Genomic DNA, 21615 nt, shown 5'->3' with positions numbered 1-21615 from the left:
GACCGTTCGCACTCACCGTGCGACCCGCCGCACGTTGCGGCGGACGTTCGCCCCGTTCCGCTCTCCCGGTCGGACGGGCCCGCCCTGCGAACCGATGGGGGGTCGTCCCGTCGGAGTCCCGGACTCCAGCGTCGCTCTCGAAGAGCCTTCGACACCGATACCCGCTCTTTAGCTGAAAGTAGGCGCTAAGCCCCCTTCCTCAAGGAACGACCGAAGGGAGTGAGTAGGGAGGGGATACAGCGTTCACGAGAGCGAAGCTCTCGTGTGCGAACGAGACGCTCCGCGTCTCGTCAACGCCGCACAGTTTTCATACACGATTCGGTGGCAGGCCCACAGGCCCACGCAATCGCAACTCTTATTTGTGTAATTTGTGTATTGTGTGGTGTGGCAACGCGCAAGAACATCTCTATCCGTGACGACCAAGCCGAGTGGGTCGAGGACAACCACCTCAACCTCTCGTCGTTCGTCCAAGAGAAACTGGATGAACTAATCGAGGAACGAGAGTAACGAATGTATTACGCCTACAAGTGCCGTCTCAAGCCGTCCGACTCCCACCGCGAGGAGTTGGACCGTCACCGAGACATTTGTAGGCAACTCTACAATCACGCGCTCTACCGCTTCAACCAAATCCCCGAGGATACAGGCACGCTCAATCAGCGCGTTCGGTCCATCCGAGACGAAATACCGTCCCTGAAAGACTGGTGGGATGGCCTCTCGGACGTGTACTCGACGGTTCTGCAAACAGCGGTCATGAGAATCGAGCAGAACGTCAAATCACTCGGAGGACTCAAGGAGAACGGCTACGGCGTCGGTCAACTCAAGTGGAAGCCGCCACGGGAGTTTCGCAGTTTCACGTACAGTCAGTCTGGCTTCAAGCTCGACAAGAAGCGGTCAGACTATCCTGTCACTCTCGAAACTCGCGGAGATACCAATACGACTCCACCGACCCATCCCCGACGACGCGAAGCTCAAGCAGGTCACGGTCAAGAAGGAACCAACGGGCGAGTGGTTCGCTACGTTCGGCGTCGAAATGGACTGTGAACCACCCAAACCGCCTGAAAATCCCGAGAAATGCGTCGGAATCGACGTAGGGATTCTTAAATACGCCCACGATACCGACGGCATGGCGGTCGGGTCGCTCGACCTCTCGGACGAACGTGAACGCTTGAAACGAGAGCAACGGAAACTCTCGCGGAAGCAACACGGGTCGAACAACTACGAGAAGCAACGTCGGCGCGTTGGGAGTGTCACGCCGACCTCCGACGGAAGCGCCGCGACTTCTTGCACAAGCTCTCGAACTACTACGCGAGAGAGTACGACCTCGTGGCTGTCGAAGACTTGAACGTGAAGGGGATGATGGAGTCGCCGTCGAACAGCCGCAACACGGCGTCTGCCGCGTGGCGAACGTTCCTCTCGTTGCTCGAATACAAGTGCGAGCGAGAGGGGACGCATTTCGTGGCGGTCAACCCGAGAGGGACGACCAAGGAGTGCGCGTCGTGCGGCGTTTCGACCGACAAGCCGTTGTGGGTCCGTGAACACTCCTGTCCGTCGTGCGGGTTTGAGGCGGACAGGGACGCGAACGCGGTCGCCAGAACGCTGTTCTGGCGGGCAGCCAGATTCCACCGGAATCTGGCCACGGCGTGGAACATTCTTTCTCGCGGTCTCGAAGACGTAGGAGTGGGACACTCCGAATCAACGCCTGTAGAGACTGCGCTCCCTGTGGATACACCTGTGTCTGCAGAGCGCGTCGTGGAAGCAGGAAGCCCTACCCTCAAGGAGCGAACGGCGTCAGCCGTGAGCGAGTAGGGTAGGGTAGTTCACGCCGTCTGCCGTCGTACGAGAGGCAGCGATGACGACGAGTGGCGGCGAACAGACGACCCGGGGTAGCGAGCGAATGCGAGCCGTCGTGGCCACCACCTACGGCTCACCGGACGTCCTCCGCGTCGACGAGGTGACGAAGCCGACGCCCGCGGACGACGAGGTGCTGGTCCGCGTTCGGGCGACGGTCGTCGGTCCACCGGACGCGGCCGCTCGCGAGGGGACTCCCCTCCCGATCAGGCTCTTCAGCGGACTCAGACGGCCCACCGCGGTGCCGGGCGACGTGTTCGCCGGCGACGTCGAAGCGGTCGGCCGGAACGTCGCTCGGTTCGCGCCGGGCGAGGCGGTGTTCGGGACGCTCGCTCCCGGGAGCGGCGCACACGCCGAGTACCTGTGTCTCCCCGAAGACGGGGCCGTGGCGCTCGTGCCGTCGGCGCTCACCTACAGCGACGCCGCGGCCGTCTGTGACGGTGGGCTGACGGCGATGGCGTTCCTGACCGACCACGCACAGCTCCGGGCGGGCGAATCCATCCTCATCAACGGCGCCTCGGGGTCGGTCGGGACGGCGGCCGTCCAACTCGCGAGCGAACTCGGCGCGACGGTCACCGGTGTCTGCAGTACCGCGAACGTCGAACTGGTGCGGTCGCTCGGCGCCGAGACGGTCGTCGACTACACGCACACCGACTTCACGACGACCGGCGAGACGTACGACGTCGTCTTCGACGCCGTCGGGAAACGCTCGTACGCGGCGTGTCGTGACTCGCTCGCCGCCGGCGGTCGCTACCTGACGACCGTCCCCTCGCTGGGCATCCTGCGCCAGATGGTACAGAGCCGGCTGGTCGGCGACCGGCGGGCCGTCTTCGCGGCCACCGGGCTGTCGTCGACGAGCACGAAACGCGCACACCTCGTTGCGCTCCGCGACTTCGTCGAGGCGGGCGCGTTCCGGCCGGTCGTCGACCGGGAGTACGCGCTCGACGACGTCGCCGACGCCCACCGGTACGTCGACACCGGTCACAAGGTGGGTAGCGTGGTCGTCACGGTGGGGTCGTAGACGGGGTTCGACGAGCGCGGGGGCCAGGGGCCAGGGGTCAGGGTTGGGGACTGAGACGTCACTCCTGCTCCGGGGGCGGCCGTCGGACGACGAGGACCGGCCCCACCGACTCCGCCGCGACCCGCTCTGTGACCTCTCCGAGGAGGAACGACCCGAGCGACGGTGCCTGCTCGCCCATCACGATGGCGTCGTGGTCGGGGACGGCCTCCAGCAGGGCGTCGAGCGGGGAGACGTCCTCGGCCACCGTCGTCCGGACGCCGATGCCCGCGTCGACGAGCTTCGACCGGGCGTCCGCGAGCGACACGACTCCCTCGTCGCTCGCGGCTCGAAGCAGCGTCACCTCGATATCCCGGTCACCGACGAGTTCGATTACGAACTCGATGATGCGGTCGGCCGCGACGTCACCGGAGAGGGAGACGAGGAGTCGGTCGACCGCGCCGGTGACGCCGGTGATGGCGTACGCTTCGGCACTCACCTCGTCGGCGACGCGGCGCACGGTCTTCTGTCGGTCGCCGGTGAAGACCAGCCGGTAGTCGGCGTCGCCGCCGGCCTCGCGGAACTCCTCGGTGACGTCGGACAGCGCCTCGTTCGCCCGCTCCTCGTACTGGAGCCGGGCCTGGTCGGGTGGCGTCTGCTCGGGCAGCAGGTGGTAGCCGAGCACGGTGACGTCCATCGTGCTCAGGAGGTTCATGAGCCCGAGCGGGACGGACTCGTTCTTCAGCACCGCCACCGGGACGACGACGCGGGTCATTAGAGCGCTCCCTTCAACGTAACGTCACGAGCGTAATAAGCGTACCAGCCGGCCGTCGCGAGCATGATGGCCAGCCCGATAATCTGTGAGGCCGGTTGCATGAACCCGATGAGCGCGAAGCTCGCGAGCGCGCCGAGCACCGGGACGACCGGATACCCCGGGGTCCGGAACGCCGGGTCGTACCACTCGGGTTCGTCGCGCCGGAGGACGAGCAGTGCGACACAGATGAGCCCGTAGAGGACGAGATGCAGGAACGACGCCACCTCCGCCAACACCTCGACCTGTCCGATCGCGACCAGCACCAGGACCGGCCCGCCGGCCAGCCCCAGCGCCACGTGCGGGGTGCCGTACTTCAGATTGATGCGGCTCGCCCACCGCGGGAGCAGCGCGTCCTTCGACACCGCGTAGATGGCCCGGGAGGTGCTCAGAATCGACGCGTTCGCGCTCGACATGGTCGCGAGCAACCCGCCGAAGACGATGGCGAGCGCGCCGGCGCTGCCGAGGTAGTGGCGCCCGACGTCGACCATCGCCGTCTCGCCGAGGCTCGCCAGTCGCGCGCTGTCGAACGCGCTGGTGGCGACGAAGATGGTCACCACGTAGAGCGTTCCGACGATGAGAACCGACCCGACCATCGCCAGCGGGAGGTTCCGGCCCGGCTGTTTCATCTCGCCGGCGACCGTCGCAACCTGCGCGAAGCCGAGGTAGGAGGTGAACACGAGCGCCGCCGTCGTCAGGACCGGCAGCGGCCCGAACGGCATGAACTGCTCGGGGGCACTCGGCTGGCCGACCAGACCGAGGGCGTCCAGCGACCCCCACAGCAGCACGACCGCGAGAATCGAGAGCAAGAGCGCGACGACGCCGTTCTGGAGTTTCGCGGCGTTCTCGGTCCCGGTGACGTTCAACAGCGTGAAGCCCGCCCCGAAGACGAGCGCGATGGGGATCACGAGTCCGCCGCCGAGGGTGATGCCGAGTTCGGCGAGGGTGTCGATGGCGTAGAACCCGAAGCCGACGAGGTAGAAGGCTGTCGCGAACACCAGTCCGAACCACAGCGAGAGTCCGACGACGGCGCCCGCGAGCGTGCCCAGGCCGCGCGAGATGAAGTAGTAGCCGCCGCCGCTCTTCGGCATCGCCGTCGCCAGTTCCGACGTCGGCAGCGCGACGAGCAGTGCGATGACGCCGCCGAGGGCGAACGACCCCGCGGCGGCCGGCCCGGCCTCTCCCGCTGCCAACCCCGGGAAGACGAAGATGCCCGCGCCGATCATCGTCCCGACGCCGATGGCGAGTCCGCCTGGAAGCCCGAGCGTCCGCTCGAGTTCGGCGTCGTCGGTGTAGGTCGCCTCGTCGGTCTCGACGGTGCGTTCGACGTCCGGGGCCTCGCCCTCGATGTTCTCTCCGACCGGCGGCGCCTCCTCGGATGCCATACGCCTTCTACCCCGGGGCCATTTGTAATTGCACCGCCGCCGAGACCGCTCGCCGGTCGACGGGTCGCCCCGTTCACCCGCCTCCAGCCAGAGACGCTTTGCCGCTCGCGGCCGTTGGTTCGAACGATGGCGCCGCGTCCGTTCGACGACCACCTGGCCCGCCTCTCCCGACGGGACCGGGCCACCTTCGTCGGCGCACTCCTGTCGGCGCGCGGGTGGGACGTCGACGTCGACCCGCCGGTGGTGCGGGCGACTCGCGGCGACGAACGGCAGGTCGTCGCCGTCGCGAGCGAGCGAGTTCTGTCGCTCCCCGGCCGCGGCCTCCCGCGGGAGCCTCTCGACGCGGTGGTGGGCGTCGCCCCGGACCGGACCCGGGCACTCGCGAGCACGCGCGACGCGAGCGCGTGGGACGCGAGCACGCTCTACGAGATGGCGCGGTACGGGCTCGACCCGACAGCGACCGACCGCCTGTTCCGCGACCACTTCGGCGTCGGGAGCGAGGCCGTCGGCCACCCGGACACGCCCGACGATGCTGTGGTCGACACCGGCGGACGTGAGGGGGCCCCTGGCCCGCCCACCGCCGATCGGGGACGAGGCGACGTGGACCGACCCGACGGCGACGACGGCACCCGACGCGGCCGCTCTTACCAGTGGGTGGTTCCCGCACTCGTGCTCCTCGGCGTGGTCCTCGTCGGCGGTGGGCTGGTCGCCCAGGCGTGGGCCGACGCCCCCTCGCCCGAGGCCGACGCCGTCCCGACGGCCGACAGCGACGGGCCCACCACGCTCGCGCCCGCGTCGACGTCGACGATGACGACGACGCCGGCCCCACGGACGATCATCCCGGGGCTGACCGATGAGGGAATCGACGACACCGCTGTCCTCACCCGGGAGCACGCGGCGGCCCTCAGGAACCGTTCGTTCACGATGCGAGTCACCTACACCGAGCGAGTCGGCGACGAGACGGTCGGGACGGCACGGGAGGTCGTTCGCGTCGAAACCGGGACGGTCTACCGCTCGCGCGGCACCCAGTCGGGGAATCTCACGTCCGACCTGGTCCCCGTCATCGTCCGGGACCTGTACGCCGATGGGGACGGGCGATACCTCCGACAGGGCGACGACGCGCTCCGGGTCGGTGACGCCGACGACCCGGGGACGGGACAGGTCGTCGACCGCTCACAGACGCTCGTCACCTGGTACCTCTCGGGGGACCGCTCGGGGCTCGTCGAACAGGTCGAGCGCCCGGACGGGACCTACTACCGGGTCAGCGTCGCGGGGACCACCGACCGTCGGATCGACTCGTACCGAGCGACGGGTCTCGTCTCCGACCGGGGGCTGGTGGTCCGGGTCGACGCGACCTACCGACTCCCAGACAGCGACCGGGTCGCGACGCTGTCGCTGCGACACAGCCGCGTCGGCAACACCACGGTCGACCGGCCGGCCTGGATGCCGCCGCAGAACGAGACGGCGAGCGACCCCTCGACAGCCGACTCGCGCGAGGTCGAGGCTGAGGCCGGGGAGTTCAGTCGTCGGTCGACGGCGTGACCGACCACCCGACGAACGCGTCGTCGTCGAGGGAGACCGCCAGCGCGTCGAGGACCCGTGCGGTCAGCACATGACATCCTCCCCCGGCGTGAACGCCGGGCTTTCCTCGCGCTGGGGGTATCGACTACCGACCCACGGAGGCAACTTGCGGGTTCGTATGCTCCTCGTTGGGACGGGGAGAGCGTGATGACTCCAACCATTCGTGGTTGTCCCACTTGAGGCATACAGGCCGTGCCATCGACCGTGTTACCGTTGTCTGCCGTTGACGAGACACGGTATGTACTACGTTCGCCAGCCAGAACTCTCTGAGTTCTGGTGACGTCTCAAGAACGTCTCTGACGCTGTGAGGTCAGCATGTCCCTCGAAGCCACATGGACACGTCAGCGTGTCTCGGTGGCGCGTCGTATCCTCCGTCGAACCGCAATTCGGGCACTCCTGACTCGTCCACGCCTCAGACCGAACCTCAACCGACATACCGTACTCCTCAGCGGTACACGCCAGTCGATTCACGAACGCTCGGAACGCCCAGAAATTGTGTGTCTTCGCGTTCGTCTCCACCGACCAGTGCGTGTCAACTACGTCCGTCAACGCCCCGACGTACACCGTGGACACGCCTTCGTCGTAGAGGCGTTCGATGAGGTCACGAGCGAGCGCGTCTTGAGCATGGTCGCGGCGCTTGGTACGCGGGTCGACAGCGTCCCGGCGTTCCACAGCGTCGTCCCGAACCGCATGTACGCCTGCATCGCCCGGGGGACGTGCGCCATCGCCCGGAAGAGGTCGAGGTCGCCGAGCGCCTCGGTGTCGAAGAGGGACTGATACGCCGCGGGGAGGTCGGACTGCGTCAACAGCGGGACACGGGCGTCGTCAGTCGACATGGGCGGTCTGGGCGTCACCGGAACAAAACCCTCCTGCGGCCGCCGGTCGGGTGGGCGCCGTCCGACGCGCGTTCGCCGCGGCCGTCTCGCTGGGGGGCCGGTCGGCTCGTTCGGCCTCGCGATGGCGTCGGCGGGCGGACGGTTACTCCGTCGCGTGGGCCGTCCAGCCTGCCCGAGGCCCACCTCGGCGCGGGTGAAAAACATTACCCGGTGGCCCCTGTACTGTCAGACAGCGAGCCATGTACGACGACATCCTCCTCCCGTTCGACGGCAGCGAGGGCGCGGCGGCGGTGCTCCACCACGCCAGCGAACTCGCCCACTGGGCCGACGCCACCGTACAGATTCTCTACGTGGCCGACACGAACCGCGACAGTGTCACCGTCGTCGAGGGGCAACCCGTCGACGCGCTCGTCCAGGAGGGAGAGGACATCGTCGACGAAGCCGCGAAGACGCTGGATACCCTGGGGGTCGACTACGGCACCGACGTCGTCCAGGGCAACCCGGCTCCGACGATTGTCGACTACGCCGAGCGGTACCACCAGGACCTGGTCGTGATGCCGACACGCGGCCGCGAGGGCGTCTCGCGCTACCTCGCCGGGAGCGTGTCGGAGAAGGTCGTACGGCTCTCGTCGGTCCCCGTCCTCACCGTCCGGATGCAGCCCGACGAACGGCTCGTGTTCCCCTACGAGCGGGTCCTCGTTCCGACGGACGGGAGCGACGCCGCGACGTACGCCGCCGAGCACACTCTCTCGTTCGCGGCGGCGCTCGACGCAACCGTGCACGTCCTCTCCGTCGTGGACGACTCCGCGCTCGGCCTCGACGTCCGGTCCACCATCGCCGAGGCGGAGAGCGAGCAGGCTGCGACCGACGCCGTCGAGGCCGTCTGCTCGACGGCCGCGGACCTGGGCGTGCCGGACACCGTCCGCCACGTCGGACACGGCGCGCCCGTCGAAGAGATTCTCGACTGCATCGAGTCGAACGACGTCCACGCCGTCGGGATGGGGACGACCGGACGGCGTGGCACCGACCGAATCCTGCTCGGGAGCGTCGCCGAGAAGACGGTCCGCTCCGCGCCGGTCCCCGTCGTGACCGTCGCGAAACCGGAGTAGGTCGCCGACGGGGTGGTCACGCCGGTCCGGGTCGGACGCGCGGGCGTCAGCCGTTCGTCGTTCACCGTTCGCCGTTCGACGTCCCCGTCAGCCGTCGGCCGACGATTCCCCGAACTGGGAGAACGGGCGGCGGTAGGTGTTCCGAATCAGGTCCTCGTCCGAGACCCGGAGTCCGAGTTCGTCCAGGTCTTCGCCGATACGGGTGAGGTCGTCGCTGTCGGCGCCGATGACTCGGACCAGCACGTTCGCCTCCCCCTTCATCACCTCCTGGACCTCGACGACGCCCGGAACGTCCGCTGCCGCCGCTGCGAGTTCCTCGCGCTCGGGAATCGGCGCCGTACAGACGATGAGTGTGAACAGCTGGTACCCCGCCTTCTCGTAGTCGACGTCGGCGTGGTAGCCCCTGATGACGTCGTTCGATTCGAGCCGCTGGATGCGGTTCCTGACGGTGCTCGCGGAGACGTCGGACGACGAGGCGACGTCGTTCGAGGACGTGTGCCGGGCGTCGTGCTGGAGCGCGTAGAGGATTCGTCCGTCCAGCGCGTCGAGGTCCTGACTCGTCATGGGACTGTCCGTTCGAGAAGGAGGATGTTAACTCTGCCCACCGGAGTTATCGAATTCGCAACGAGAGGGGTTATATGTCTCGGAGCGACAGTCAGGTACATATACCCTCGGACGAACGCTGGTTTCTAACGGCTGGGGCGAGAACGGTCTGTACTACTCGCGAATGAACTCACTGGAAATCGGTCTCCGTCTCGTCGCCGGTGTGCTGCTCATCCTCGCCAACGGCTTCTTCGTCGCCATCGAGTTCGCGCTGACGCGTGCTCGACAGTTCACCGAGGACGAGTTCATCGACGGTGACTCACGGCTTGAACGCGCCTGGGAGATGACCCAGGACCTCGAACTGTATCTGACTACCTGCCAGGTCGGCATCACGGCGTCGAGTATCGCGGTCGGTATCGTCGCCGAACCGGCGCTGGCGGCCCTGTTCGAACCGCTGTTCGGCGGGACGCCGCTGGCGACTATCGGGGCGGGTGCGGTCATCGCCTACCTGATCATCAACCTCGTCCACCTGACTCACGGCGAACAGACCCCGACCTACCTCGGCGTGGAGCGGTCACGGATGGTCTGCCGGTACGGGGCCGCCCCCCTGTACTGGTTCTACAGGCTCATCTCGCCGCTCATCACGCTCGGCGACTGGGTCGCGAAGTGGACCCTCCGGCTGTTCGGCATCGAGATGAGCGGGGCGTGGCTCGAAGCCGAGGAGGACGCCATCGAGTCCCGGGCCCAGCTGCGGAACCGACTGAGTTCCCTCCTCGACCGCGGTGAACTCTCCGCCGAGCGCCACGAAGAGGTGCTGAACGCCCTGCGAGCCGGCACCACCGACGTGCGAGAGGTGATGGTCGACGTGTCGGACGTCACGTTCCTCTCGGCCGACCTCTCGGTGGAGGAGAACCTCCGTCGCGTCTCGGAGACGCCCCACACCCGGTATCCACTGGTCGAATCCGACGGAGAAGAGTTCGTCGGCATCGTGTACGTCCCGAGCGTCGTCGACCGAATCGAGGAACTGAAGGCCGGCGACGTGACGTTCGCGGACATCGCCGCACCGCCGATGACCGTCTCGGCCGACACCTCTGTCAGTGACGTCTTCGACAGGTTCCAGGCAGAGCGGCAGGAACTCGCGCTCGTCATGGCGGACGGCGAAACCGTCGGCCTCGTCACCGCCACCGACGCGCTCGAGGCGGTGATGGGCGAACTGGAGGACCCGCTCGACCACACGGACCGGTCCCGTCGGCCGAGTCGCGAGCACGCGGCGTCGGGGTAGCTGCCTCGCCCGGGGCGTGACCGAACCCCCGCTACGCGCACGGTGGTCGTGCCGCGACGGAGCCTCTCCGAGCGACGACGACTCGCGCGTCTCGCTGGACGACCCCGGCGAGCGCGTGCTCACACTCGTCGTCCACCTCGTCGGGGTGGGGATGACACGGCCAGTCGACGTCGTCGAGAGCCGTCGCTGGCTCCGACACGACAGGCGTGGCGAGGAACGAGGTGGCCGTCACGGAGGCACAGTGAGGAGTACGTCCCGACCTCACCGTGATGGGTGCGTCGCCCACCGAGGTGAGTGCACTCGAACGGCCGGTCGACTCGCGGACCTGACCACCTGGTCCGCGTTCGGTTCGGCATCGGGGAGCGTCGTCTCGTCTCGGTTCGAGTCTGTGGAGACCGCGCTGGCGCGACGTCAGGTACTGCTCGCGGCGCTCGCGAGGTGGTCGAACCCGTCGAGGCGCGAGCGGATCTCTACGATGGTCTCCTCGTCCTCGTCGAGGTTCTCGCGGAGAATCTCGACAGCAGCGTCCCGGTCGAGCTGTTCAGCCAGGTCGACCAGACTCTCGTAGGCGGTCTGTTCGTACCGCTCGGTCTTGACCGCGGTGACGAGGTGGTAGTAGTCCATGAGCGGCCCGGACTCGTTCTCCTCGAGGAACTCCTCCCACTCGGCGAGCAACCCTTCGATGCCCTCACACTCCTCGGTCTGTGGCGGTTCTCCGGTCTCCTCGAAGACGTCGATGAGACGCTCGACGTGCGTGCCAGTCTCGCTGGCGTGCGCCTCGAAGAACTGCTGGACCTCCTCGTCGTCGGCGTGTGCTGCCATCCGCTCGTAGGCCTCGATGAGCTCGTGCTCAGCGAAGTAGATGTCTTCCAACTCGTGCTCGAACAGGTCGCTGACGGTTTCGACCGACATCGACAGGGCGTCGGAGTGTCGTCTCAATGGGACCTCGGCTTGCAGATGCCACCGACGACACCGGGACTGCCGACTTCCGGTGACCACACTCGGTTTCGACGGGGAGCACGGACCTCGTGTCTCGGCGCTCGACTCCGTCGAGGCCCTCTCCCGAGCGTCGCTGCTCGCCCGTCGTAATCGCCAGATATACCAGTTTCTAATGTATAATAGAAATAATATATTACTCGCCGAGAGCGGGCACTCCGGTACCGACTCGGTGCGTCTCTCGGTCGGCGTCCCGGAGGAGTGTGTCACCTACTGTACCATCGATACTCGGGGGTGTCCGTCCGAGGAGACGGGTGCCAACGACGGAGGCTGCCACGAGGACCGAACGGGCCTCGTTCGAGCGACCCGCCGGTACGACTGGCCGCCCCTGACGGTATCGGACGGTATCACGCCGGTTCTCGGGACTACCGTGGCGGCCGCGCCGAGGTACCGAGAACCCGACCGCCGATAGCATCAAAAAAATAATGGTTTGTTCGTTAGATAAGGAATATATCTATTTTGAGGGCGGTCAGTTACGACGCACACCCCCCGGTCCACCGTCGTGCGGCCGAGTGCCGTCGAGAGCAGTACGGTCACGGCGGTGGCGACGCCGGCCACCGACCCGTCGCCGGTCTCCCCCGGCTTTATTGACCTTCCCCGCCAGCGGTCGGTATGCGCGCCATCGAGGCAGCCGTCCTCCACGGTCCGCGTGACCTCCGCGTCGAGGAGGTGTCGCTCAACCCACCCGCCGCGGACGAAGTGCGTGTCGACGTCCGCGCCGCCGGGGTGTGTCACACGGACTACCACCGCTACGTCGGCGAGATGGCCGACGCCTACCCGGTCGTGCTGGGCCACGAGGGCGCCGGCGTCGTCGAGGCAGTCGGGGAGGGCGTCACGGGACTCGCTCCGGGCGACCGAGTCGTCCTCACGGTCACGACCTGCTGTGGGTCCTGTGGACCCTGCTCTCGCGGTGAGCCGTTCCACTGCGCGAACGACGACCCCGTCCACCGGGGACGACTGCTCGACGGGACTCGCCGACTGTCGCGCGACGGCGACCCGGTCGACCACTTCTTCGCCCAGTCGTCGTTCGCACAGCAGGCAGTCGTCCCCGCGACCACCGCCGTTCCCGTTCCCGCGTCGGTCCCGTTCGAAGTCGCCGCACTCCTCGGCTGTGGCGCCTCGACGGGCGTCGGGTCGGTTCTCTCGACGGCCGGTGTCGAACCCGGGAGCTCGGTCGCCGTCTTCGGCTGTGGCGGCGTCGGTACGAGTGCCGTCCTCGGCGCCGCCGTCGTCCACGCCGACCCGTGTCTGGCTGTCGACGTCGTCGCCGAACGGCGCGAGACGGCGACGGCGCTCGGAGCCACACACGCGGTCGACCCCGAACGAACAGACCCGGTCGACCGGACCAGACGCCTCACCGGCGAGGGAGTCGACTACGCCTTCGAGTGCACCGGGAAGCCGTCGGTCCAGACGGCCGCTCTGGCGGCGACCCGACCGGGCGGGACGACGGTGATGGTCGGTGGCGGCGGCGGCAGCGACGGTCCTCGACTCGACGCACGGCGTGACCTCGTGCCGGGCGGCAAGACCGTCGTCGGGAGCGTGGTCGGGTCGCTCCGCCCCGCCGAGGACGTCCCGCGGTACGCACGGCTCTACGAGCAGGGGGTGCTCGACCTCGACGCGCTCGTCACTCGGCGGTACGACCTCGCCGACCTCTCCCGTGCGTTCGAGGACCTCGAGGCGGGCGTCGGTGTTCGCGGCGTGGTCACGTGCGACGAGGGCGTTCGGGCCGACCGGGGACCCGTCTGAGAAGCGTCCACCGGCATCCGCGCGCCTCGTCGCGCCGAGACTGCAGTGAGAGACGGGCTGGGCCCGTCCGCGGTCAGTACTCGTGGATCGGTGCGTCGTCGGGCGTACAGGCCTTGATGAATCCGATCTTGTCGTAGACGATCCACTCCTCGACGTACTTCCACTCGCCGTCGACCTTCTGGATGAGGCAGTTCGCGATGCCGAGGTTGTCCTCCATCGTCTTGCCGGTCGCCGGACCGTACTCCGTCGGTCCCGTGTTCTCGGCGGTGATGGTGCGGACCATCGACGTGTAGTAGCCGTCCTCCGGGTTCCCCTCCCAGATGACCTTCTCGATGTTCATCTCAGTCTCGGGGAACGCGTGGAGCCGAGCGAGCGTGTCCTCCACGAGGGCGTCCGACCCCACGATGTCGCCACCGGCGGCGTGGACGACGACGTCGTCGGCGTAGTAGTCGTAGATCTTCCCGACGAGTTTGTCGTCCCATATCTCGTGGGTGCTCTGCTCGATCATCCGCTCGACGTCCAGTTCGTCGGCGGTCCGCCAGTCCTCAGTCACGGGCTGTCACCCGGTTCGCGGCGCGGCGGTCGCTGGTCGTGGCGAGGGTTCCGATGTGTTCATGTGGTCGTCTCATAGACAGGGTGTGACGGATTCCCGTTTCACGCAGCCCGTGATAAACGTACCGCCTCCCCCGACGTTCGCGACCACGTCCGACTCCTCGCGCGGCCCCGAGCCACGGACGTCTCGGCCCGAGGGGTCAGAAGTACTGCTGGTCGGCCCGGAGGCGCTCGAAGACGTCGACGCCCATCTGCGACAGGAGGTCCACCGTGTCGATGAACACCCAGTTCTCCGCGAGCCGGTCGCCCTCGCGCCGCCAGAAGTCCATCACACGCATCTCGACGGGTTCACCGGTGGCCGGCAGGCCCATCCAGCCGTCGCCGAGGTGTGTCGCCTCCACCGACGGCCACCCGGTCGAGGCGCAGTAGGTCCCGTCCGCGAAGCGCGCGACGTGGTTCCCACCTCTCCGGTCGGGGAACGCCACTAGGAATGGTCCCTGGTGGAAGTCCTGGAACCCGTCGATTCCGCGAGTCGTCCCGGTCCCGGCCGGTCCGTACCACATGAAGTCCTCGTGCCAGAAGCGCTCGAGGCGCATCCCGTCGAGGCCGACGTCCTCGTACTCGTGGAGGCCGTCGATCATGTCCTCGACCAGTTCGAGCGTCTTCGCCGACTCCGCCTCGTCCTGTTCGCCCAGCAGGAGGCCGTCCTGCGTGGCTGGCCCGGGCACGACGACCTGGGGTGCCAGCGCGGGGAGGAACTCGTACCCCGCCTGCCGCATGACGTCCAGCACGTCGACGAGGTGTCGGGTCTCGGCGATGCGGCCGTCCTCCACGCGGTGGAACTCCCCGTAGCGGAGCCACGTGGCGTGACCGGTCGCGGGGATGTCGAGCCAGTCCGCCTCGAACGTCCCGACGAGGTTCCCCGTCGCACACACCCACTGGTCGCCCTCGAACTCGCCGGCGAAGAGGAGGTAGTCGGTCTTCTCGAGGTCCGGGAACGACGCGAGGAGCGGTTCCCAGTACTCCGCCGCGACGGCGTCCACGCCGTCGAGCGCGTCGACCGGGGCGGGCCCGTGCCACGAGGCGTCATCGTGGTAGTAGTCGGCGAGCACGTCGCGGACGTCCGCGGCCGACGTCCCGTGAACCCGCTGTGAGAACTCGTGGACCAACTGCTTGTGTTCAGTCGTCATATGTGACCTGCTCGAGTGAGCTAACTGCTAACACGGGCAAATAGGTACCGGTCCCGGCACGCGTGTGCGCGTTCGTGTTACGGCAGCCGGGTCCGGACGGACTGTGGGTTCGTCCGAAGGCGCTCGAAGACGTCGACGCCGAGCTGGTCGAGCAGGTCGATCATGTCGATGAACACCCAGTTCTCCGCGAGCAGGTCGCCCTCGCGCCGCCAGACGTCGATGACGCGCATTTCGGCGTCGTTCCCGGTTGCCGGAAGGCCGAGCCACTCGTCACCTAAGTGGGTTCCGACGACTGCTGGCCATCCCGTCGAAGCGCAGTAGTTCCCCTCTGCCAGCCGGGCGTCGTGGTGGCCGACTTCCCGGTCGGGAAACGCCTCGAGGAATGGGCCCTGGTGGACGTCCTGGAACGCGCCGATTCCGCGTGTGCTTCCGATGCCTGCTGGGCCGTACCACATGAAGTCCTCGTGCCAGTACTCGTCCATTCCCATCCCGTCGAGACCCTCCTCCTCGTAGGAGTTCAGCCCGTCGAAGAGCATGCCCTCGACGAGTGCCATCGTCTTCCGGGACGCGTCCTCGTCTCGGTCGCCGTGCAGGATGCCGTCCTGCGTCGTCGGCCCCGGGATGACGACTTCCGGACCGAGAGAGGGTACGATCCGGTAGCCCGCCTGTCGCAGGACGTCGAGGACGTCCACAATCGTCCGCGTCTCGGCGACTTTGCCCTCTTCGAACCGGTGGAACTCACCGTAGCGGAGCCACGTCGCGTGGCCGGTTGCGGGGATGTCGAGCCAGTCTTCCTCGAACGTCCCCACGAGATTGCCGGTTGCACACACCCACTCGTCGCCTTCGAACTCGTCGGCGAACCGAATGTAATCGTTCTTTTCGAGGTCTGGAAACGAGGCTAAGAGCGGTTCCCAGAACTCGGTTGCCACCGCAGTTCGCCCGTCGAGTTTGTCGATCGGTGCCGGTCCGTGCCACTCGACCTCGTCGTGGAAGTACTCCACGAGGAGGTCCCCGACGTCGTCGTCGGACGCTCGGTGAACGCCAGCCGAGAACTCCTGAATCGCCTGCTTGTGTTCCTCATGAGACATTGTAGGGTGTAGTGGTATCATCGAACGGTTCGCCGACACCGATAAAATCCTGTCGGTAGACGAGGCGTGCCGGGATACCCGTCGTCGACGGTGTGCGGGGACTGTCAGAAGTGCTGCTTGTCGTCTCGAACCCGCTGAAAGACGTCGACGCCCAGCTGCTGAAGTAGATCGATCATATCGATGAACACCCAGTTCTCCGCGAGCAGGTCGCCTTCGCGTCGCCAGACGTCCATCACGCGCATCGTGACCGACTCCCCGGTGGCCGGGAGACCCAGCCAGCCGTCGCCGGTGTGGGTCGCCTCCAGACTCGGCCACCCGTGCCACGCGCAGTAGTCCCCCTGCGCGATGCGGACGTCGTCGCCACCAGACAGTCGGTCGGGGAACGCCTCGAGGAAGGGGCCCTGGTGGAACTCCTGGAAGCCGTCGATGCCACGGGTGGTCCCGATGCCCGCGGGGCCGTACCACATGAAGTCCTCGTGCCAGTACTCGTCCAGCCCCATGCCGTCGAGGCCGACCTCCTCGAACGACTCCAGCCCCTCGAAGATCATGTCCTCGACCAGTTCGAGCGTCTCCGCCGACCCGCCGTCCTCCGGCAACACGCCGTCCTGTGTCGAGGGGCCGGGGATGACCACCTCGGGGGCCAGCGCGGGGACGAACTCGTAGCCCGCCTGTCGGAGCAGGTCGAGCACGTCGAGGAAGCTCCGCGTCTCGGCGATGCGGCCGTCCTCCACGCGGTGGAACTCCCCGTAGCGGAGCCACGTGGCGTGACCGGTGGCGGGGACGTCGAGCCAGTCCGTCTCGAACGTCCCGACGAGGGTCCCCGTCGCGGCGACCCACCGGTCGCCGTCGAACTCGCCGCCGAACAGGGCGTAGTCGTTCCGTTCGAGGTCCGGGAACGACGCGAGGAGCGGTTCCCAGTACCCCGCTGCGATGTCGTCCGGCCCCACCATCTCCCCCAGCGGGGCCGGGCCGTGGAACGTGGCGTCGTCGTGGTAGTACTCCGAGAGTAGTTCGGGAATCGTCTCCGCGCTCGCGTCGTGGACGCGCTGGGCGAACTCGTGGATACGTCTCGCGTCGTCGGTGGTCTCGGCTGTCATGACAGCGCTCTGTATCAACCGACAGCTGACCGCGTATTAAACGGTCTGGTCGCGTGCGCGCGGCGGGAGCTCGCACTCCCTCCGGGCGGCCGATCGTATCACTGCTCGACATATATTTGTACCGTGGCGCAGATGGTCCTCGCATGGCCGACAGTGCACCCGTCGTGCGCGAGTTGAACATCGCCGACACCGTCTACGACATCACGTGGCAGACGGCGGACGAGGGCCCGGATATCACCCGCGGTGAGCGGCACCGGACGTACTTCTTCGACCTGCCGGGGGACGTCCCGACGCTCGTCGACACCTGCTTCCAGAACCGCGTCGAGTACCTCTTCGAGGGCATCGAACAGACCGGTGTCGACCCGGAGCGCCTCGTCATCACCCACCGCCACCTCGACCACATCGGTGCGTTCGACGAAGTCGTCGAGCGCTACGACCTGGAGACGTGGGTCCCCGAGGCGGACAACGTCGTCGAAATCGACGACTACGGGGTCGACATCCAGACCGAACCGGACCACCTGTTCGGCGACGGCGAGCAGATCGGTCGGTTCGAGACGGTCCACGTCCCAGGGCACTCCCCGGGGAACTCGGTCCTCGTCGACGAGGCGGCCGGGTTCGCCCACTGTGCGGACACGGTGTGTGGCTCCGACCGCCGCGGCCTCCCACCGGGCTACCTCCTCCACCCGCCGCAGGCGACGCACACGAACCAGCCCGCGGAAGCGGCCGTCGAGGCGGAGGTGAATCTGGAGAAACTGCTCGACTACGACTTCGAGGTGGCGCTCCTCAACCACGGCACGCCGGTGTTCGAGAACGCCTCCGAGAAACTCGACCGCTACGTCAACTTCGAGTCCAACTTCACGTCGACGGAGCAGTCCATCCACGCGCGGGACCGCAACACCATCGAGGCGGACGAACTCTACACGCTCCTCGACGAGGAGTGACGGGGCGTTCGACGCTCCCGGGTCGTCTCGGCACTCCGTGACGACGTCCTCCAGCGACTGGCGGCGTTCCCCGACGCGACCCTCGACGTCGAGGACGTGCTCGTCGTCCCGACCGACGTCGGCTACGACTCCTCGCTCGCGTACCGTATCACGGCGACCCACGACGGGCCGAGCAAGTACGGAACTGCGTCGGACACCGACGTGACGTTCACGGGGCTCGTCAACCAGAAGACCCGGAACGTCTGCGGTGAGTGGCGGGTCGTCCACGTCCGCGAGGACTTCGACGAACGACGGCTGATGCGCCGGCTCCGCTGGACTCTCCCGACGGGACCGTTCTGTCCGTCGAATCGCCGGCTCGTTCCGCAGGTCCGGTCACCCGAGCGGATGCGGGGCCGCGTCCGTGCTCCGCGGCGACAGTCCCGAGGTCACTCCTCCGCACCGCCGACCCGGTCGTCTAGTTCCTGCTCGAACAGCTTGACCACGGCGCCGACGTCCTCCTGGCCGAACCCCTCGTCGCTGGCCTGGGTGTACATGCGGTGGACCACGTTGCCCAGGAGCATCGAGTAGTCCTCGGCGTCGGCCATCTCGACGGCGAGACCGATGTCCTTGCGGGCGAAGTCGACGGTGAACCCGGCCTCGAAGTCCCGCTCGAGGACGCGCGGCATCCGGCTCTCGAAGGCGACCGACGTCGCGCTGGCGTTCCCGAGGATTTCCCAGAGGCGCTCGCTGTCGATTCCGTACCGGGAGCCGAGCACGACCGTCTCCATCGCGAGCAGGAGGTTCCCCATCGACATCGTGTTGTTCAGGAGCTTCATCGCGTGGCCCGCCCCCGAGGACCCGGCGTAGTGAACCTCCGAACAGAGGGTGGTAAGGACCTCCTGTGGGGCGTCCGCGTCGAAGACGTCTCGGTCGCCGCCGACCAGTCCCGTGAGCGTGCCGTCGCGTGAGTTCTCCGGGCCACCCGTGATGGGGGCGTCGAGGAGGTCCGCGGGGCTCTCCGCGACGGCGTCCGCCAGCACCTCGGTCGTCGGCGGGGCGATAGTGCTCATCTCTACGAACACCGTCTCGACGTCCTCGGCGACGAGTCCGTCCGCGCCGGTGTACACCGCCTCGACGATGTCGGAGTTCGGGAGGCTCGTGATGGTCACGTCGCTCTCGCGGGCGACGTCGCGTGCGCTCTCCGTGACGGTCCCGCCGTAGTCGCTGAACGACTCGCGTGCCTCCGGGGCGACGTCGTGTCCGTAGACGTCCAGCCCCGCGTCGACGAGGCACTTGGCCATGTTACCGCCCATCTTACCGAGTCCGACGACTCCGACTGCTGTGGTAGACATACGCGTACGTCCCACGTCCAGTAATTATAGTTAACGCACTCGCCGGGCGCCGCGTTCGGGTTGCCGGGCCCCGACAGACGTCGCGTTCGGGTCGCCGGGCCCCGAAGACGACGGCGGCTGGACCTCGCGCGGTGCTCAGTCGAAGTTGTGGTAGACGGACTTGATCTGCGTGTACTTCATCGCGCCGTGCTTGCCGTCCTCGCCGCCCATCCCCGACTCGTTCCAGCCGATGTGGTGTCCCTGCTGGGCGCCACCGCTGCCGTTGATGAACGTCTCGCCGAACTCCAGGTCCTCGGCGATGCGCATGGCGTCCCGATATCGCTCGGTGAAGACGTACGAGGAGAGGCCGTAGTTCGAGTCGTTGGCGAACTCGACTCCCTGTTCGACCGAGTCGATGCCGACGACGGGGGCGACGGGGCCGAACACCTCCTCGCGGACGACGTCCATCTCCTGGTCGACGTCGGTGAGGACCGTCGGCCGGGCCCAGTAGCCCGTCTCGGCGGGCGGGTCCTCGAACGTGGTGCCACCGGTGGCCACCGTCGCACCCTGTTCGACCGCGCGACGGATGGCGTCGTTCGTCTTCTCGAGTTCGCCCGCGCTCACCTGCGGGCCCATGTCGGGGTCCTCGCGTGGGTCCCCGACTTCGACGGCCGCCATCGCCTCGACGAAGCGTTCCTCGAACGCCTCGCGGACGTCCTCGTGGACGTACACGCGCTCGACGCAGGTACAGACCTGCCCGGCGTTGATGGTACGCGACCCGACGATGGTCTCGACGGCCGCGTCGAGGTCGGCGTCCGCACAGACGATGGCCGGGGCCTTCCCCCCGAGTTCGAGCGAGACGCGGGTGAGGTCGTCGGCCGCGTTCCGCATGATGGCCTTCCCGGTCTCGACGTTGCCGGTCATGGTGACGTAGTCGACGTCGGGGTCGCTGACGAGTCCCGCACCGACGTCGCCGCCGCCGGGCACCACGTTCAGGACGCCCGGCGGGAGGTCCACCTCGCGGTCGACGAGGTCCATCAGTTCGAGCGTCGTCAGCGGCGTGAGTTCGCTCGGCTTGACGACGGCCGTGTTGCCCGTGACGAGCGCCGGCGCGAACTTGCGGACGAAGACTGACACGGGGAAGTTCCACGGGACGATGCCCGCGACCACGCCGTACGGTTTGCGAAGCAGGGTGATCGACTGCCGGCGCGTGCTCCCGGGGACGACGTCGCCCTCGATTCGACGGTCCCACTCCGACATGTAGCGGGCGATGTCCGCCGAGGCTTCGATCTCGTACGCCGCGACGGAGCGCGTCTTCCCCTGTTCCCTGACGAGCGTCTCCGCCAGCGACTCGACGTTGTCCTCGATGACGTCGGCGACGTCCCGGAGGAGGTCTCCACGCTCCTTCGCGGGCCGGTCTGCCCACTCGGACTGGGCTGTGCGGGCTGCGTGTGTCGCTCGGCGTACCTCCTCCGCCGTCGCCGACGGAACGGCGGTGAGCTCCGCCTCGGTGGTCGGGTCGACGACCGGAATCGACTCGTCGCTCTCGGATTCGTGCCACTCCCCGTCGATGTAAAGGGGTGTCTCACTCGGGTCTACTGCCATACCATCCGCATGTCTGACGAGGAATAAATACCTGACCGTCGCCGGGTCGGGGAGCGACGTGACGCGACGTGACGCGTGACCCGCCGACTTCCCTCGCCCTACCGTCTGACCGACTCCGGGTGTTCCGCCACCCGCTCGAAGACGTCGACACCCAGCTGTCCCAGCAAGTCGATCATGTCGATAAAGACCCCGTTCTCAGCCAGCAAGTCGCCCTCGCGCCGCCAGAAGTCGATCACTCGGAAGGTGACTGTCTCGCCGGTCGCGGGAAGCCCGAACAGGCCGTCGCCGAGGTGGGTCGTCTCGCCGCTCGGCCACGCCGTCCACGCGCAGTAGTCCCCGTCAGCGAGTCTGACGGCCTCCCCGCCGGTGCCGCGGTCGGGGAAGGCTTCGAGCCACGGCCCCTGGTGGAACTCCTGGACGCCGTCGATGCCGTGGGTGGTGCCGATACCCGCTGGGCCGTACCACATGAAGTCCTCGTGCCAGTACTCCTCCATCTCCATCACGGCGAGGTCGTCACCGTCGTAGGCTCCCAATCCCTCGAAGATCATGGCCTCGACCAACTGAAGCGTCCGCTCGGAGGCGTCGTCGTCCCGCGCGGTGAGCCGGAGTCCGTCCTGCGTCGACGGTCCCGGCGCGACCACCTCGGGTGCGAGCGACGGGACGGGGCGGTAGCCGGCCTGTCGGAGGACGTCGAGCAC

At 67.4% G+C, this 21615-nt stretch carries 19 protein-coding genes and 2 pseudogenes; 8 read left to right on the top strand and 13 right to left on the bottom strand.

What is annotated here, in order from left to right; translation table 11 throughout:
• Nucleotides 1-384: 384 nt before the first annotated feature.
• From ACESK5_RS09680 to ACESK5_RS09670, 3 genes and pseudogenes are all read left to right on the top strand, one after another.
• Nucleotides 385-507 carry a hypothetical protein gene (locus ACESK5_RS09680; RefSeq protein ID WP_372911357.1) on the top strand — a complete coding sequence of 41 codons (123 nt, stop codon included), beginning with the start codon at nucleotides 385-387 and terminating at the stop codon, nucleotides 505-507.
• 3 nt (nucleotides 508-510) lie between these two features.
• A pseudogene (locus ACESK5_RS09675) lies at nucleotides 511-1806 on the top strand (RNA-guided endonuclease InsQ/TnpB family protein).
• A gap of 43 nt (nucleotides 1807-1849) precedes the next feature.
• Entirely contained in the window at nucleotides 1850-2869 is a 1020-nt protein-coding gene (locus ACESK5_RS09670) for an NAD(P)-dependent alcohol dehydrogenase (protein ID WP_372911356.1), read from the top strand.
• Between the two features lie 58 nt (nucleotides 2870-2927).
• On the opposite strand, the gene ACESK5_RS09665 is transcribed toward ACESK5_RS09670, so the two are convergent.
• Entirely contained in the window at nucleotides 2928-3620 is a 693-nt protein-coding gene (locus ACESK5_RS09665; RefSeq protein WP_372911355.1) for a universal stress protein, read from the bottom strand.
• The gene (locus ACESK5_RS09660; protein ID WP_372911354.1) at nucleotides 3620-5041 is read right to left on the bottom strand and encodes an APC family permease; all 1422 of its coding nucleotides are present in this window, start codon (nucleotides 5039-5041) and stop codon (nucleotides 3620-3622) included. Before ACESK5_RS09660 ends, ACESK5_RS09665 begins: the two co-directional genes overlap by 1 nt.
• A 126-nt stretch (nucleotides 5042-5167) precedes the next feature.
• Here ACESK5_RS09660 and ACESK5_RS09655 point away from each other — a divergent pair, with 126 nt between their 5' ends.
• The gene (locus ACESK5_RS09655; protein WP_372911353.1) at nucleotides 5168-6583 is read left to right on the top strand and encodes a hypothetical protein; all 1416 of its coding nucleotides are present in this window, start codon (nucleotides 5168-5170) and stop codon (nucleotides 6581-6583) included.
• 124 nt (nucleotides 6584-6707) lie between these two features.
• Here ACESK5_RS09655 and ACESK5_RS09650 read toward each other — a convergent pair.
• Together ACESK5_RS09650 and ACESK5_RS09645 are read right to left on the bottom strand one after the other, a co-directional pair.
• Nucleotides 6708-7285: pseudogene (locus ACESK5_RS09650) on the bottom strand (zinc ribbon domain-containing protein); the annotation flags it as partial.
• Entirely contained in the window at nucleotides 7168-7458 is a 291-nt protein-coding gene (locus ACESK5_RS09645; protein WP_372911352.1) for a hypothetical protein, read from the bottom strand. The pseudogene ACESK5_RS09650 and the gene ACESK5_RS09645, both read right to left, overlap by 118 nt.
• 239 nt (nucleotides 7459-7697) lie before the next feature.
• Here ACESK5_RS09645 and ACESK5_RS09640 point away from each other — a divergent pair, with 239 nt between their 5' ends.
• Nucleotides 7698-8567, top strand: coding sequence for a universal stress protein (locus ACESK5_RS09640; protein WP_372911351.1), 870 nt, complete (start codon nucleotides 7698-7700; stop codon nucleotides 8565-8567).
• 87 nt (nucleotides 8568-8654) lie between these two features.
• On the opposite strand, the gene ACESK5_RS09635 is transcribed toward ACESK5_RS09640, so the two are convergent.
• Nucleotides 8655-9131 carry an Lrp/AsnC family transcriptional regulator gene (locus ACESK5_RS09635; protein ID WP_372911350.1) on the bottom strand — a complete coding sequence of 159 codons (477 nt, stop codon included), beginning with the start codon at nucleotides 9129-9131 and terminating at the stop codon, nucleotides 8655-8657.
• 163 nt (nucleotides 9132-9294) lie between these two features.
• Here ACESK5_RS09635 and ACESK5_RS09630 point away from each other — a divergent pair, with 163 nt between their 5' ends.
• The gene (locus ACESK5_RS09630) at nucleotides 9295-10392 is read left to right on the top strand and encodes a hemolysin family protein (protein ID WP_372911349.1); all 1098 of its coding nucleotides are present in this window, start codon (nucleotides 9295-9297) and stop codon (nucleotides 10390-10392) included.
• 411 nt (nucleotides 10393-10803) lie between these two features.
• Here the strand turns inward: ACESK5_RS09630 and ACESK5_RS09625 are convergent, their stop codons facing one another.
• Nucleotides 10804-11304 (bottom strand): ferritin-like domain-containing protein, encoded by a 501-nt coding sequence (locus ACESK5_RS09625; RefSeq protein WP_372911348.1) that lies wholly within the window; start codon nucleotides 11302-11304, stop codon nucleotides 10804-10806.
• A gap of 696 nt (nucleotides 11305-12000) precedes the next feature.
• Here ACESK5_RS09625 and ACESK5_RS09620 point away from each other — a divergent pair.
• Nucleotides 12001-13134: a zinc-binding dehydrogenase gene (locus tag ACESK5_RS09620; protein ID WP_372911347.1), complete on the top strand. Its 1134-nt coding sequence runs from the start codon at nucleotides 12001-12003 to the stop codon at nucleotides 13132-13134.
• 73 nt (nucleotides 13135-13207) lie between these two features.
• On the opposite strand, the gene ACESK5_RS09615 is transcribed toward ACESK5_RS09620, so the two are convergent.
• The 4 genes from ACESK5_RS09615 to ACESK5_RS09600 all read right to left on the bottom strand — a co-directional run bounded on the left by ACESK5_RS09615 (nucleotide 13208) and on the right by ACESK5_RS09600 (nucleotide 17061).
• Nucleotides 13208-13687: an ester cyclase gene (locus ACESK5_RS09615; RefSeq protein ID WP_372911346.1), complete on the bottom strand. Its 480-nt coding sequence runs from the start codon at nucleotides 13685-13687 to the stop codon at nucleotides 13208-13210.
• A gap of 199 nt (nucleotides 13688-13886) precedes the next feature.
• The gene (locus ACESK5_RS09610; protein WP_372911345.1) at nucleotides 13887-14876 is read right to left on the bottom strand and encodes an ester cyclase; all 990 of its coding nucleotides are present in this window, start codon (nucleotides 14874-14876) and stop codon (nucleotides 13887-13889) included.
• Between the two features lie 77 nt (nucleotides 14877-14953).
• The gene (locus ACESK5_RS09605; RefSeq protein ID WP_372911344.1) at nucleotides 14954-15964 is read right to left on the bottom strand and encodes an ester cyclase; all 1011 of its coding nucleotides are present in this window, start codon (nucleotides 15962-15964) and stop codon (nucleotides 14954-14956) included.
• Nucleotides 15965-16068: 104 nt separating this feature from the next.
• On the bottom strand, nucleotides 16069-17061 hold the full coding sequence (locus ACESK5_RS09600) for an ester cyclase (protein WP_372911343.1): 993 nt from the start codon (nucleotides 17059-17061) through the stop codon (nucleotides 16069-16071).
• A 143-nt stretch (nucleotides 17062-17204) separates the two neighbouring features.
• Here ACESK5_RS09600 and ACESK5_RS09595 point away from each other — a divergent pair, with 143 nt between their 5' ends.
• Nucleotides 17205-18002, top strand: a complete 798-nt coding sequence (locus ACESK5_RS09595) for an MBL fold metallo-hydrolase (protein ID WP_372911342.1) — start codon at nucleotides 17205-17207, stop codon at nucleotides 18000-18002.
• A 425-nt stretch (nucleotides 18003-18427) separates the two neighbouring features.
• Here ACESK5_RS09595 and ACESK5_RS09590 read toward each other — a convergent pair whose 3' ends face one another.
• From ACESK5_RS09590 to ACESK5_RS09580, 3 genes are all read right to left on the bottom strand, one after another.
• Entirely contained in the window at nucleotides 18428-19333 is a 906-nt protein-coding gene (locus ACESK5_RS09590; RefSeq protein ID WP_372911341.1) for an NAD(P)-dependent oxidoreductase, read from the bottom strand.
• A gap of 135 nt (nucleotides 19334-19468) precedes the next feature.
• Nucleotides 19469-20917: an aldehyde dehydrogenase gene (gene aldA / locus ACESK5_RS09585; RefSeq protein ID WP_372911340.1), complete on the bottom strand. Its 1449-nt coding sequence runs from the start codon at nucleotides 20915-20917 to the stop codon at nucleotides 19469-19471.
• Between the two features lie 98 nt (nucleotides 20918-21015).
• Nucleotides 21016-21615 carry an ester cyclase gene (locus tag ACESK5_RS09580; protein WP_372911339.1) on the bottom strand — a complete coding sequence of 200 codons (600 nt, stop codon included), beginning with the start codon at nucleotides 21613-21615 and terminating at the stop codon, nucleotides 21016-21018.

The sequence above is a fragment of the Salinigranum sp. genome, from assembly GCF_041641895.1.
In the GTDB taxonomy this organism is placed as follows: domain Archaea; phylum Halobacteriota; class Halobacteria; order Halobacteriales; family Haloferacaceae; genus Salinigranum.
This window is presented reverse-complemented; position numbering and strand designations above follow the sequence as displayed.